Annotated in this window: 3 protein-coding genes; all 3 read right to left on the bottom strand. The window is 64.5% G+C overall.

Annotated elements, in window-relative coordinates; translation table 11 throughout:
• Positions 1–24: 24 nt before the first annotated feature.
• The 3 genes from BRAD285_RS13210 to BRAD285_RS13200 are packed head-to-tail and all read right to left on the bottom strand — an operon-like array spanning position 25 to position 15,208.
• Positions 25–4,644 (bottom strand): type I polyketide synthase, encoded by a 4,620-nt coding sequence (locus BRAD285_RS13210; RefSeq protein WP_006614277.1) that lies wholly within the window; start codon positions 4,642–4,644, stop codon positions 25–27.
• A 48-nt stretch (positions 4,645–4,692) separates the two neighbouring features.
• Positions 4,693–13,041 (bottom strand): non-ribosomal peptide synthetase, encoded by an 8,349-nt coding sequence (locus BRAD285_RS13205; RefSeq protein ID WP_006614278.1) that lies wholly within the window; start codon positions 13,039–13,041, stop codon positions 4,693–4,695.
• Positions 13,034–15,208 carry an AMP-binding protein gene (locus BRAD285_RS13200; RefSeq protein ID WP_006614279.1) on the bottom strand — a complete coding sequence of 725 codons (2,175 nt, stop codon included), beginning with the start codon at positions 15,206–15,208 and terminating at the stop codon, positions 13,034–13,036. Before BRAD285_RS13200 ends, BRAD285_RS13205 begins: the two co-directional genes overlap by 8 nt.
• Positions 15,209–15,326: the final 118 nt, after the last annotated feature.

Here is a 15,326-nt window from a genome sequence, read left to right as displayed (position 1 = left end):
CAGGCCGGTCGAAGCCGGCGCCGACTATGCGTCCTCGAGTGCGTCGATCTCGTCGATCAGCTTGTTCTCGATGACCCGTGCGATGCCTGCGACCGTGCCGCCCTCGAACAGGTCTCGCGGCATCAGCTCGATCTGGAAGCGGTTGATGAGCTTCGGGATCATCTGCATCGCCAACAGCGAGTCGCCGCCCAGTTCGAAGAAATCGTCCTCGGTGCCGACGCGGTCGAGGTTCAAGGCGGTCGCCCAGAATTCAGCGATCACCTGCTCGATCTCGTTGCTCGGCTCCATGAACCTGGCGCTGATGTCCGGCCGCACGCGGCGCTGCCCTGTCTCCTTCCGACCGCCATCAGGAGCGCCGCCGGCCGGCTCGTCCGCGGGCCCGCTCATTGCTCCCTCGGCCGACATATGACCGAGCTTCCTGCTGAGATTTTTCGACACGACGACCTGGGACAGGCCGCTTTGCAGGATCCGCATCAAGGCGTCGATCGCTTCGTCGGTCGCCAGTCCGTCGCGCAGACGCAGGCTGCCCGAGCCCTTGAAGTCCTGCGCCAGGCGGGCCGCGATCCCGATCTCGCTCCAGATGTCCCAATCGATCGACACGATCTTCGGCGGACGCTTCGCGGCACGGCGGCTGACGGCGAACGCGTCCAGGAAGGCATTGCCGGCCACGTAGTCGACCATGCCGACTCCGCCGGCCACGGCGCTGAGCGACGAGAACAGCACGACGAAATCCAGCGGCTCGCCGCGGAGCAGTTCGTCGAGGATCAGCGTTCCCGCGATCTTGGGCAGCAGCACGGTGAGCGCGTCCTCCCGCGTTCGCGACACGATGATGTCGCGGCCAGGCAGGCCAGCCGCGTGGAACACGCCGTTGATCTGGCCGCACGCCTTGCGCGCGTCGTCGACGACGGCCCGCATGGCGTTGCGGTCAGCGACATCCGCCGTCCCGATGATCACGGTGGTGCCCTTCGCCTCGATCTGACGGATGCTGGCCAGGATCTGCGCCACTCGCGAGTCGCCGTCGTCGGTTGCCAGGCAGCTGTCCCACGCCGCGCGCGGCGGCAACCGCGTGCGTCCGGTCAGGACGAGGCTGCCGGCCCCCATCTCCGCGAGCGCCGAGGCCACCGCGAGGCCGAGGTCGCCCAGCCCTCCCGTGATCAGATAGGCACCGCCCGGGCGAATGATGGGCTTGTCCTGGTCCGGCGCCTTGAGCGCGATCTTTTCGAACGCGGTGGTCCACGTCCGGTCCTGTCGGTAGGCAAGCAGCGTCGGCGTGTCCTCGGCCGCGACATCTCCGATCAGCCTGCTGACGACATCCTCGTCCTGGTCTGCCGGCAACCTGCAGCTCTCCGGAATGTCGACGTAGAGACACGAGATGGATTTGTGCTCGATCGGCGCAACCAGCCAGGGCCCCCGCACGATCGCCGCCGTGGGATCGACGATCTCGCCACCGACCACGTCGACGCTTCGCGTTGCCGCGATCGCGATCCGGATCCGTCGTCCCGACTGGGTCCGGTCGATCCATTGCACCAGATACATCAAGCCAAAAAAATCCGCATTGAGCACCGCGTCGATATTGTCCAGATCGATGCGCGGCGCATCGAGGGACCAGAGATAGACGACACGCTGGGGCGCGAAGGAGCGCCCTTCGAGCTCGCTGAACAGCTTCTCGACCTGGTCCGGGGTGACGCCCGACAAGGATATCTCGTTGCCCGACACACCGAAGTCGCGGCCGGACCGGACGACGACGACGTTTGCTCCGCGCCGGTTCAGATGATCGACCAACGCACCACTCAGACCATTGGCGCCGGCGAACACCAGCCAGCTCTGGCCGTCGAGCTGGACGTCGGCAGCCGAACGCCCTGCTGCACTCGTGGATCGCCAATACGGAGCCAGGATGAAATCAGGCGCCTGGGATTGCGGTTCGGACGGCCGAGGAACGTTGGCGCGCGCTGGCCGCTCAGACCCCAGAGTGATCTTGTGCAGGATCTCCTCGCCTTCAAACGGGTAGTTCGGCAACGACACCTTCACCCGTCGCTCATCGCGATACTGCGCGTCCCAGCGGATCGCGCAACCCGACATCCAGGCCTCGCCGAGCGCCTGGTTGAATGACCTCACCTCTCCGGCGAGGTCGCCCGGACTCGGCATCGAGCTCAGGATCACGGCGCTGTCGGACTCGCGCAGGTTCTGCCGCGCCAGGCTCGACAGCGCGCGGCCCGGTCCGACTTCGATCAACGCGCCCGGGTTGTGACCCAGGATCGTCCGCACGCCGTCGGAAAAGCGCACGGGCGCTCGCAGCTGCTCGCCCCAATAGGCCGGATTCGTCGCCTGCTCCGCCGTGATCCACGTTCCGCTGACGTTGGACACGTAGGGAATCCTCGGTGCACGGAGCGTGATCCCACTCATCACCTCGACGAGCGGCTTCACCGCTCCGCTCATCATGGCCGAATGGAACGCATGCGAGGTGTGCAGCGCCGAGCACATGACGGCCCGCTCACGCAGCCTGGCCTCGAGCACGGCCATCGCGGCTGCAGGCCCCGACACGACAACGGCGCCCGGCGCATTGATCGCGGCGACCGACACATCGTCTCCCATCAGCGGCAGGACGTCGTCCAACGCCATCGGCACGACGAGCATCTTTCCGCTGGGCTGCTGCTGCATCAGACGCCCGCGCAACGCGACGGCCTTCAGCGCATCGTCGAGTGTCAACACACCGGCGATGCAGGCCGCAGCAAACTCGCCGACGCTGTGCCCGATCATGCCGGCCGGCTCGACCCCGCGCGAGCGCCACAGCGCCGCCATCGCATAGCTGACCGAGAAAATGGCCGGCTGCGCGAACTCGGTCGACGTCAACCTCGCAGCGGCGTCATCGCTGGCCCCATTGCGCGGAAATACGATTTCGCGCAGATCCGCTTCGAGATGCCGCTTCAGACCATTGGCGCAGTCGTCGAACGCCGAGCGGTAGGCCGGCTCCTCGAGATAGAGCGCCCGCCCCATGTCCAGCCGCTGCGTGCCCTGCCCCGGAAACATGAAGTACACCGGGCAGTTGTCGCTGGCGGCAACAATGCGCGCCGATGCCCAACGCAGGGCTTCGATCGCCGAGGCGCGGTCCTGGCACACGATGGCTCGCCGGACCTTGTGCAGTGCGCGGCCAGTGGCGAGCGTGTGGGCGACGTCGGCAATCTCGATCTCCCGCTCCGCCGACATGTGGTCCTGCAGGCGATCCGCCAGGCGCGTCAGCGCCTGCTCGCTTTTTGCCGATATGGGCAGCACGTGCCAGGTCTTGCGGGACGGGATCGGCCGGCGGAGCGGCGCCTCCTCGACGACGAGATGCGCATTGGTGCCGCCGATCCCGAAAGCATTGACCCCGGCGAGCCGCGGCTTCCCGGAGCGCGGCCAGTCTCGCAGCGAGTTGACCACGAAAAACGGCGTCTGTTCGAAATCGATCTGCGGGTTCGGCGCCTCGTAGTTGATGCTCGGAGGCAAGCATTCGTTCTCGAGCGCCAGGATGACCTTGATCAGCCCGGCGACGCCGGCTGCCGTGTTGAGATGTCCCAGGTTGGACTTGACCGAGCCGAGACCGCAGAAGCCGGTGCTCGCGCTCGAATTGCGGAACGCACGGGTGAGCGAGGCGACTTCGATCGGATCTCCGAGCGATGTCCCGGTGCCATGAGCCTCGACATAGCTGATCTCCGACGCGGGCACGCCGGCGACCGCATGCGCCTCCACGACCACTGACGCCTGACCTTCCAGGCTCGGCGCTGCAAATCCCACCTTTGACGAGCCATCATTGTTGATGGCCGATCCGCGGATGATGGCCCTGATATTGTCGCCATCGGCCAGCGCACGATCCAGCCGCTTCAACACGACGATGCCGACGCCGTCGCCGAACACAGTGCCGTTGGCGCGGTGGTCAAACGGTCGGCAATGCCCGTCGGCCGACGTCATGCCGGGAGACACCATATAGCCGAGCTTCATGAAGCTGCCCGGTGTGGCCGAAACGCCGCCCGCGAGCGCCGCCTCGCACTCTCCCGAGAGCAGGCTCTGGCAGGCGAGATGGATGGCGACGAGCGAGGTGGAGCATGCGGTCTGCACGCTCAAACTCGGTCCCCGCAGATCGAGCTTGTAGGAAACGCGGGTCGACAAATAGTCCTTGTCGCCCCCGAGGAAGAACATCAGATCGGTCTCGAGCGACTCGAAGATGTCCTCGACCGATCCATGCGCTCCCGACAGCAGCCGGTTGCGAAGCGCGAGAAACTGATAGGCGTTCGGATTGACCCCGCCGAACACGCCGATATTGCCGTCGTAGCGCTTCGGATCGCACCCGGAATCCTCCAGCGCATGCACGGCGCATTCGAGGAAGATCCGGTGCTGGGGATCGATGTATTCGACCTCCTTTGCACTGATGTTGAAGTAGCGGGCATCGAACAGCGTTGCTCCCTCGATCGCGGGGAATGCCCGGACGTAGTTGGGATCGGCAACCCTGTCCGCGCTCAGGCCGGCGTCCTTGAGATCCTGCTCCGACACCCGCCTGATCGACTCGACGCCCTGCGTCAGGTTCGACCAATAGGTCGTGAGATCGGGCGCGCCGGGAAATCTTCCAGCCATGCCGATCACAGCGATGCTGTGTTCGTGGGCGTCCACCATCCTCTTCTCCCATTTCCCCGAGCCGATCCCGTCAATCGACCCAAATATCTAGACCTCGGCAAACACCTTCTTGTGCGCTCCTCCAAGATAGGCATGGAGAAGGACGTGCTGCGGGCCGAGTTGGAACTGTGATCGATAGGCGTCGAAATCGACTCCTCCCAGATGAGCCAGGCCGATGCCGCAGTCCGGCGCGGCATCGTCGAGCAGCTGGCACATCATCCCCGCTTCGAGGAACGCAAACCGGAGGCTCTCACCACCATAGACCGGAGCGATCGCATCCTGGTCGCAGATCAGGAACAGCGAAAACGACGCCCGCTTGAACACCGGTCGATTGATCGGAAGGTGCAGCCCCGATGCCGACGGTTCATCCGGACTGATCAGCTCCAGCGCATGGCGATCGGGATTGTAGTAATAGCTCCCGTTCTCGATCCCCTCGACGCCTCTGGCCTCCGTCATCCGATGAATGGCCAGATAGAGCTGTACGGGATACAGCCCGCCTGCGGAGGCGTAGCGATACTTGATCATGTCGGTCGCGCCCGTGCTGCGAAGATTGCACAGGAGGTCCGCCAGGTCAGCGGCATCGATCGGAGCATCCTCGAAGTCGCGCGCGCTGCTGCGGCGGCGCAGTGCCGCATCGTCCGGACCTGCGCCGGCCAGCGCGATCGATGACAGCACGACACCCGAACGAATTCCCGGCCGCCGGCGCTTGAACTCCTCGCGCGCGACCTCCGATTGAAGCGAGGGAACGATCGGGTCGCGCTCGACATGAGCACGCCACGAGTCGGGCGTCTGATAGATCCGCGTCAGGACCTGCCAGCTGTCCTCATGCTCGTCGGCGACCGACTGGGTCGGCAACTGGTCCGATCCACGCCGCGCGAGTCGTCTTCTGCGGTTTTCACCGCGTGACTGGCTCCGGTCGAGATTGCCGCCCGCATCGGCGTTGCGGAAGAACTGTGCGAGCGTCGCGATCGTCGGCCGCTCGAAGAAGATCGCAGCCGGAACATCGCGCTCGAACTTGGTCTGGAGAATTCTGCGGATCCGCATCAGCGAGATCGACTGGCCGCCAATCTCGAAGAAATTGTCATGAAGGCCGGGGCTGTCGATATCGAGCACTTCGGCCCATACGCCGGAGATGAAGCGTTCAATCTCGTCGCTGGGAGCCTCGGTCCCCTTGGCCGCGGACGGTGATGAAAGGACTTGAGGAAGCGCCATGCGGTCGACCTTTCCGTTCGACGAAAGCGGGAGCCTGTCCATGCGGACGAAGACGCTGGGGATCATGTAGTCGGGAATGCGATCCGCCAGCTGATCCCGCAGCACCTCGACGTCGAACTCCGGCGGCGAAACGACGTAAGCGACGAGGCGTTTTGCGCCGAACCGATCCCCGACCATCACGACCGCGGCCGCCCGCACTTCGGGGCTTTCGAGCAGCGCCTGCTCGATCTCGGACAGCTCGATCCGATACCCCTGCACTTTCACCTGCTGATCGCGCCGGCCAAGGAATTCGATCTCGCCATCCGGCCGGTACCGGGCGCGGTCGCCCGTGCGATACAGACGCCGTCCGGTTTGAGGATGAACGAAGAAGCTCCGGGCCGTTCGCTCGGCGTCGCGCCAATATCCCCGCGCCAATCCGAGGCCGCCGATATAGAGGTCGCCCTCGACCCAGTCGGGACACGGCTCGAGATCTTCATTGAGGATCTCGTAGAACTGGTTGGTCAACGGATAGCCGTAGGGAATGCTGCTCCAATCCGGCTCGATCTCGTCCACCCATTTGTAGTTCGACCAGATCGCTGCTTCGGTCGCGCCGCCCATCGCCAGCACACCGAGCCCTTGCGCGACACGTCGCGCTTTGGCGGGCAGACCGAGCGGAATCCAGTCGCCGCTCAGCATCGCGATCCGCAGGCTCGGAAGCATCACCTGCGTCGCCAGCGCCTCTTCGATCAGAAGATCGAACAGCGCCGGAACCGAATTCCAGACCGTCACGTTCCAGCGCCTGACCGCGGATGTCCATTTCCCCTGATCGGCCGTCTCTGCCAGACCCGGAACGACGATCGCAGCCCCCGCCGACAGCGGCCCGAAAATATCATAGACCGAGAGATCGAAGCTCAGCGAGGAGAGCGCATACACCCGATCGCTGGCGCCAAGCCGGCACCGGTCATTGATGTCGAGGACCGTGTTGAATGCCGCCTCATGGGCGATGACCACTCCCTTCGGCTGGCCTGTCGAGCCTGAGGTGTAGATCACATAGGCGATGTCGGATGGGTCGACCTCCGGTAGCCGATGGTCCAGCGCTGTAGCGCCGTCGCTTTCCTCCACCACGACGACCGGAGTCACGGCCTCCGGCCAGCCGATCGTCTCGGCAAGCCACGGCTGCGTGAGGGCGATGCTGACTTCGCCGTTGCTGAGCAGAAATTGCAGGCGCGCGTCCGGAAGCCGGGCATCGATCGGAAGGTAGGCGCCGCCCGCCCGCAGCACGGCGAGGACCGCAACGACCTGCTCCCATCCCTTGTCCATCACGACGGCGACGAGGCGGTTCGGGACCGCTCCCATCGCGACGAGCCGGCTGGCCAACAGGCGAGACCGCCGCTCGAGCTCGGCGTAGCTCATCTCGCAATCATCCGCCAACAGCGCCGGCGCCTGCGGCGTCGCCTTGGCGCGCGCCAGAAACTCGTGATGCAGAGCGCGCGGCAGGATCGCCTTCGAGGTGGCGTTGACCCGCATCCGGACCGCCGCCTGCTCGTCCGGCAGCTCCGGACGACTGGCATCCTGCAAACGGCGAGCATCTGCGGCGAGGCTGTTCAGCGACCTCAGATAACTCTCGAACATTGCCTCCAGCAGACCGTCCGGCAACAGCGCGAACACCGCATCCCAGGCGACGTGCAGCCCGTCCCTGCTTTCGGAGACCTGACAGTCGAGAATGACTTGCGGCGTCTGCGTCAGATTGAAGCTGACTTCCGACGCGCCGAGCAACTCTTTTACCTCGCCGTCCGGCTCGCCGGCGCCCAGCAGGCTCGTGAACACGATCGGCATCAGGACAGGTTTCCCGGCCTGCTGCGACAGCAAACGCAAAACCTGAACACCGCTGATGGCGCTATGGTCGAGATCCTGCCAGAGCCGGTCCTGCACGCGCCGCGCCCGCGACGCGAACGGCGTGTCGGACGCGAGATTGACGTCCAGCAGCGTCATCGACGTGAAGTCGCCGATCACGTCAGCGATGGCCGGATGCAGCGGCTTGCGATCGAACAGGATCAGATTGAGGGCGAAGCGCGACTGGCCGCTGAACTGCGCCAGGACATCGGCGAATCGGGTGAGCAGGACGACGGCCGGCGTCACGCCCGACTGCTTGGCCTGGCGCTGCAGCTCTTGCCATGCGCTCGCCGCCACCGTCCTGGACAACCGTCTGAACTCCGGCCGCTCGATGCGCCGGATATCCTGCGTCAGCGGCAGCGCCGGAGCCGGCGGAAAATCCGTCAGCCGCTGTTCCCAATAATGTCGCGCGCGCTCAGCGGCCGCTCCGCCCTCTTGACGCGCCAGGACATAGTCGCGGAAGGCGCAAGCCGGACGCACAACCTGCCTGGACGGATCCTGGTAGAATTCCTTGAGGTCCCGATTGAAGATCGAGAAGCTCCAGGCATCTCCGATCAGGATGTCGAAGCTGACGAAGACTCGTGTCCTGCCTCCCGGCAGCACGGCTGCCCGGATCTCGAACAGCGGCCATCGCGAGACGTCGAACACCTGATGGGACATTCGTCTCCGCAAGGCGGACATGCGTTCCGCCGCCTCGTCGGACGTCAGGTCACGCAGATCGTCGATCCGCACCTGATAGGGCGTGACCTCCGGCAGGACCTGCTGCTCTCCTGAGGAGAGGATGACCGCGCGCAGCATGTCATGTCGTTCGATGACCGATCTGACCGCCTGCTCGAACCGCCGAAGGTCGAGCTCGGCAGCATCGAACTCGTAATAGCTGTGAGCGCCGATATTGCCGAGCGGGAATGCGCTGCCGCGGCCGGCCCAATAGGCCTGCTGGATATCCGTCAGCGGGAAAGGTCGAAACCGGGCATCCTCATCAGGAACCAAGAGTGTCGTCGGATCTGCAGCGGTCGTCTGGTCCGCCCGTTGATCGATATGCTGCGCCAGCCTTTCGATGGTGGGCGCTTCGAACAGTTGGCGGAGCGACAGGTCTACTCCCATCTCCGATCGAATTCGTTCGACGAGGCGAAGGGCCTGCAACGAATGACCGCCGAGCTGAAAGAAGTTGTCGCGAATGCCGGGCGCGCTCCGGTGCAGCACATGAGCCCAGATCGCCGCCAACGTTCGTTCAGTCGCGGTGCGCGCGGCGACCGGCGCGGCGGAGCTCCCATCGCCGGCGGCGACATGGCTCGACAGCCGTCGCCGGTCGACCTTGCCATTTGCCGTGAGCGGCAGCCGGTCCAGGACCACGATCTCCTGCGGCATCATGTGCGGTGGCAGGCGACGTGCGAGCCGATCCTGCAGCTCGCCGCGTTTCAGGCGAAGATCGCAGACGTCCTGGAGACGCTTGATGTGGTGGAGATTGCCGAGGATGTCGTGCTCGGGCACGCCGAAGTCGATCAGGCAAGCAATCTCGTCGACCCCGATCGCATGCAGCCGCTCGGCAAGGTCGGCGCAGCTGCTTGGCGAGCCGAGCAGCGAAATCTGCCCGACATACCGCTTCAACAGCTCGTCGAGCAGCAGATCGGTGCTCACATCGCCGGCTTCGGCAGCCAGATTGCCGGAACCGAGCAGACGCCGCCTCAGCTCCGCGTGCGAGGCCAGGTACTTGCGCATCGGCTCTCGCGCGAGCGCAACAGCCGTCTCATCATTGTCGGCCACCAGCGTATGGAGCATCACAGTGACAACGAACTTGGCCGGATCGAAACCTTTTGACTGCAGCGTGCTGCGGTAGCGCGCGATGTTGTCCGCAAGCTCTTCGAACGATTGGTTCAACAGTCCGGTCAGGACGTTGAGACCGTTTTCAGCAGCGGATTCGAAGCTTCGCGCCGAGCCTGATGTCGTCAACCAGGCCGGCAGCTCGCGCTGGATGGGGCGCGGAAGTGTGCGCACGGCAACCGTTTGTCCAGCACCGTTGCAGCGCTCGACGGCGTCGCCCCGCCAGAGCCGGCGCACCTCATCGATCATCGACAGGGTCTGCGCCGCCCGCTCGGCATAGCGTCCGGGCGCGAAGACGAAATCGTCGACCAGCCATCCCGGCGCAAAGGCCACGCCCGCCCTGCCGCCGGACAGGTTGTCCACGACCGCCCATTCCTCCGCCACCCTGAGCGGCTCGTGCAGCGGCAGCACGACGCTGCCGGCCCTCAGCTTCACGCGCGTAGTCGACGTTGCAATCGCGGCCGCGAGCAGCGATGGATTCGGATAGGCCGCGGCCACGTCGGTGAAGTGCCGCTCCGGCGTCCAGATCGCTGACAGTCCGAGTTGATCGGCGCGTCGCGCACTGTCGAGATAGAGACGATAGATGTCTGACGGATTGTCGTTGCCGCCGCCCTCGGCGAAGTAGAACAGACCGAACGGCAGGGCCGGTTCGGCCGTTGCGGGCCGCTGATGAGGAACGACATAGGCAACGAGATGCCGGTCCGTGTCGTCGCCGCTCGCCACCACGACCGCCTGTGCCACAGCCTCATGGTCCGCGAGCGCGGCCTCGATCTCACCAAGCTCGACCCTGTAGCCGCGGACCTTGATCTGATGATCGATCCGCCCGATATACTCGAGATGACCGTCGGCGCGATAACGCACCAGATCGCCCGTCCGGTATAGCCGCGTGCCGTCACCGAACGGATCCGACACGAAGCGCTCGGCCGTCAGGTCGGGGCGGCGCCAATAGCCGCGGGCTAGACCAGCGCCGCCGATGTAGAGCTCTCCGACGACACCGATCGGGACGACATTGTCATCCTCATCCAGCACATAGATCGTCGTGTTTGCGATCGGGCGACCGATGACGACGTCCTGCGCCGGATCCAGCCTGCAGAGCGTGGACCAGATCGTCGTTTCGGTCGGGCCATACATGTTCCAGATCGAGGACGCCATCCGCGTAAGCTGCGCCGGAAGATCGACCGGCATCGCCTCGCCGCCACACAGGCACTTCAGCGGTCGTGCCGGGCGAAAGTTTGCTTCCGCCAGCAGACGCCAGGTGGACGGAGTGGCCTGGACGATAGTTGCCCCGGATTCGTCGAGGACGCGCGCCAACTCCACGCCATCGACGGCGACGCGCCGTGGAACGATCACCACGCACGCGCCTGTCGTCAGCGGCAGATAGATCTCGAGCGCAGCGATGTCGAACGAGATCGGCGTGACCGCAGCCAGCACATCGGTTGCATTGATCCCCGGTGCCTTCGCCATGTCGTGGAGGAAATTGACCACGGACGCATGCGTCACCAGCACGCCTTTCGGCGTCCCGGTGGATCCCGAGGTATAGATGACGTAGGCAAGATTGTCGGGAGATGGACAATGGCCGACGGGCGCCGTGGCCGGCCTCGACTCGATGTCCTTCCAATCGGCATCGATCCGCACGAGATGGCCGTCATGATCGGACCATGCGCCGACGAGCTCCTCCTGAGTCAGCAGCACCGACGCCCCGACATCGGACATCATGAAGGCCAGCCGCTCCCGCGGATAACTCGGATCCAGCGGCAGATAGGCCCCACCCGCCTTCAGGATGCCGAGCAGCCCGACCACCATGTCCAGACCACGCTCGACGCATAGTCCGACCACGACCTCCGGTCCGACTCCGATCTCCCGGAGATGATGCGCCAGTCTGTTGGCGCGATCATCCAGGTCGCGATAACTCAGACCCTGGTCCTCATGGACAATCGCGACCGCGTCCGGCGTCAGCTCCGCCTGTCGCGCCACCAGCCCATGGATGCACACATCACGCGGCGCCGCGGCCGTCGTCGCGTTCCATTCCTCCACCAGCCGATGCCGCTCGGTCGCGGGCAGCATGGCCAGCTTGGACAAGCGCCTCTCGGGCGAGACGACCATCGCCTCAAGCAGCGCCTCGTAATGTCCAGCCAACCGCTCGATCGTGGCGGGATCGAAAAGATCCCGCGCGTACTCGATCTGCCCTTCGAGCGTGTGATCCCCCGGCGTCATGTAGAGCGAGAGATCGAACTTTGCGGCGGTCTTGACCTCCTCATAGCGCGTCAGCGTCAGTCCACCAAAGGTCTTGACCGGCAAATCCGTCGGCTGAAGCGCAAACAAGACTTGAACGAGCGGATGCCGGCCCGGGTCGCGAGACGGCATCAGTTCTTCCACGAGCGTTGCGAACGGCAGCCCCTGGTGTTCATAAGCACCGAGGGCAACATCCTTGACCCGCTTCAGCAGTTCACGAACCGTCGGGTCGCCCGACAGGTCCGTCCGCATCACCACCGTGTTGACGAACAGCCCGATCAGTCCTTCGAACTCCCGGCGCGGCCGTCCCGCGATCGGTGTGCCGATCATGATGTCGAGCTGGCCGCTGTAGCGCTTCAGGAGGAGCTGAAACGCCGCCAGCAGCACCATGTATAAAGTCACCTGCTCGTGCCGGACGAACGCGCGCAACGTCTCCGTCAAATCCGGCGACAGCGCAAAATTCAGCGCTGCGCCTGCGGAGCTTGTGGTTTTCGACCTCGGCCGGTCAGTCGGAAGGTCGAGAGCCGCAGGCGCGTCCCGCAGCCGCATCTTCCAATAGTCGACATGCTTCTTCAGCGTCTCGTCGTCCAGCGCGGCCCGCTGCCACTGCACGAAGTCGGCGAACTGAATCGCCGGCTCCAGCAACGGCGACGGCTGACGCTGGATGAACGCGTCATAGAGCGTCGCAAGTTCGCTGATCAGAAGTCCCATCGACAGGCCGTCGGACACGATGTGGTGCATCGTGACGATCACCAGATGCTCGCGGTCGCCGAGCCGGATGATCTTGGCTCGCAGCAACGGCGCCTGCGCCAGAACGAAGGGGCGGCGTGCCTCCTCCTCCATCAGGCCGCGACTTGCCTCCTGCCGCACAGCCGTCCCGAGGCCGGAGAGATCAGCCATGTCGATGTGGAACGGCCTGGGCGCATCGACCACTTGCGCGCCGTCCCCGTCCACGATCTCGAACCGCGTCCGCAACGTCTCGTGCCTGCGTACGATCTCCTCGAGGCATTGCCGCAACACCTCTGCGTCCAGCGCACCGCTCAGCTCTGCTGCGGCACAGATATTGTAGACCGCATCGTCTCCGAACAGCTGCTCGCCGAACAACAGCGGCTTCTGCGCAAAGGACACTGGCAGACGTTCGCCGACGCGACGCCGCGCGGCGGGCTGGCTCGTTCGGCCGATGCCCTCCTGTTTCAGCAATCGTTCAAGAAGCCGCCGCCTGTCGTCGGACAGAGCACCAAAGTCATGCTGCTTATTCACGACGTTCCCCAGCTTCTAGGTGCTCGCCCAAGGCCAGCAGACGGGACACTTCGTCATCCGAAAGGCCGGCGACCCGCTCGAACATCTCGTCGATGATGGCTGCGGATCGAGGCCGCGCGCGACCGCTCACCTGCGCCGCCACCTGCTGCACCATGCTGCCGACGGTTCCGGCATCCAGCACTCTGGCCAGCTCGAGCCTGATGCCCAGGCTGTCCTCGATCCTGTTCTGGAGACGCGCGGCCATCAGCGAATCGACGCCGAGATCGTAGATCGATCGGCCCTCATCGATGTGATCCGCCGGCACATCGAGCAACTCGGCGAGATGCGCCTTGAAGATGTGCCGAACCGCCTGCTCTACATCGCCGACATCGCTCAGGCGAATCTCCAGGCTATCCGCCTCGCTCTGTGCCCGGCTGATCGGAGACTGCCACTCCGCGAGCACCGCGAGCTGCCCGGCGAGGAATTCTGCGCGGCATTGCTGGCGCCGGATCTTCCCGCTTGTGGTCCTCGGAATCCTGTTGCGCCTGACCAGCACGATGGCGTGTGGCTGCAGTCCGAACTCCCGGGACAGCACGCTCACGACAGCATCGAAGTCAGCATCCGACGGCCTGCGTCCCATATCGCCCAGCTCGTAGGCAACGACCAGCCTTTCCTCGCGCTCCTCCTCGACCGAGAACACCGCGCCAAAGCCGGCCCGAAGCCAAGGGATCGCCGACTCGAGAACATGCTCGATGTCGTGCGGATGGAAGTTTGCGCCGCGAATGATCAGGAGATCCTTGTGCCGGCCGGTGACGAACAACTGATCGTGCCACACAAATCCGAGATCGCCCGTGCGCAGGAATTCCTCGTCCATGCCGAGCGGACGCGCCCGAAACACCTCCTGGCTTTCGTCGGGACGATTCCAATATCCCCGGCCGACACTCTCGCTGCGCAGCCAAATTTCGCCCACGACGCCATCGGGACAGATCATCCTCGACGCAGGATCGACGATCAGCACGCGGTGGCCATCGAGCACCGCGCCCGCTCCGATCAAGGCCACTCCCTCCGTGTCGCGAGCAGGCTGTGCCGCGCCACCGATCTCCAGCGATGATCGATCGAAGCGCTGCACGCTGCGATCGCTCCAGCCTTGCCCGCTGACCATCAGCGTCGCCTCAGCCAGCCCGTAGCAAGGAAACATCGCCTCTCTGCGGAAGCCGACCCGACCAAAGGCGGCACAGAAGCGTTCTATTGTCTCTGCGCGGATCGGCTCCGCGCCCGTGTAAGCCGTTCGCCACGACGACAGGTCGATCGCTTGCAACGCGTCACCGGCGAACTCACGCTGGCAATGCTCATAGCCAAAGTTCGGCGCACCGCTGATCGTCGCTGCAAATCTGGAGATTGCCTCCAACCATCGGATCGGGCGACGCAGGAACGACGCCGGTGACATCAAGGTGACCGGAAATCCCGCATACAGCGGCATCAGAATTCCGCCGATCAAACCCATGTCATGGAAGTGCGGCAGCCAGCTCACACCCACGCTTCGTTCATCGACCTGAGATGCCGCCGCCATCAGGCCGATATTGTGCAGCAGGTTGCGGTGCGAGATCTCGACGCCTTTCGGCGAGGCCGTCGAACCCGACGTGTACTGAAGAAAGGCGAGGACATCCGGATCGATGTCAGGCTCGTGCCCGTGGTGCTGGCTCTCGAGCGCCTCGGGGAACGACACGATGTCGAACGCGAGCCCCGCCCTGCCCCGCGCGAGCTCTCGACGAACACGCTCCGCCTCCGAGGCTCCCACCAGGATGACCGACGGACTAATGTCAGCGAGCGCTGCACTCACGCGTCCAGCGCCGCCGGCGAAGCTTGGAAGGCTGAGGGGGACGGCAATGGCTCCGCCGCGAAGGCAGCCATAAAATGCGCAGATGAAGTCGAGCCCGGGCGCAAAGATCAGCGGAATCGGCCGGCCGAAAAGACCTCGCGACTCGACCCACGCACCAATCCGGCGCGAACTCTCGTCAAGAGAGCGATACGAGATCTCTTTGCAAGCGGCGCCGTCATCGGACAGAAAGCGATAGGCAATATCGTCTGGCTGATTGATCGAACGATCACGCACGAGATCATTGATCGTTCGAGACGTGGCGCCACGCAACATAACACCACCTACTTCCCCCCGCAGGATAACGAACAATCAAAATCCCGCAGAATTTACGGTCGTCTTATGAGAGGTATTTTCGCTAAGGTTGCAACGGAGTCAATCGGATTTTTTCAAGAACTAATAGCTTTGCAGATCAGCAAATCTCGACATG

Source organism: Bradyrhizobium sp. ORS 285 (assembly GCF_900176205.1).
Taxonomy (GTDB): Bacteria; Pseudomonadota; Alphaproteobacteria; order Rhizobiales; family Xanthobacteraceae; genus Bradyrhizobium.
This window is presented reverse-complemented; position numbering and strand designations above follow the sequence as displayed.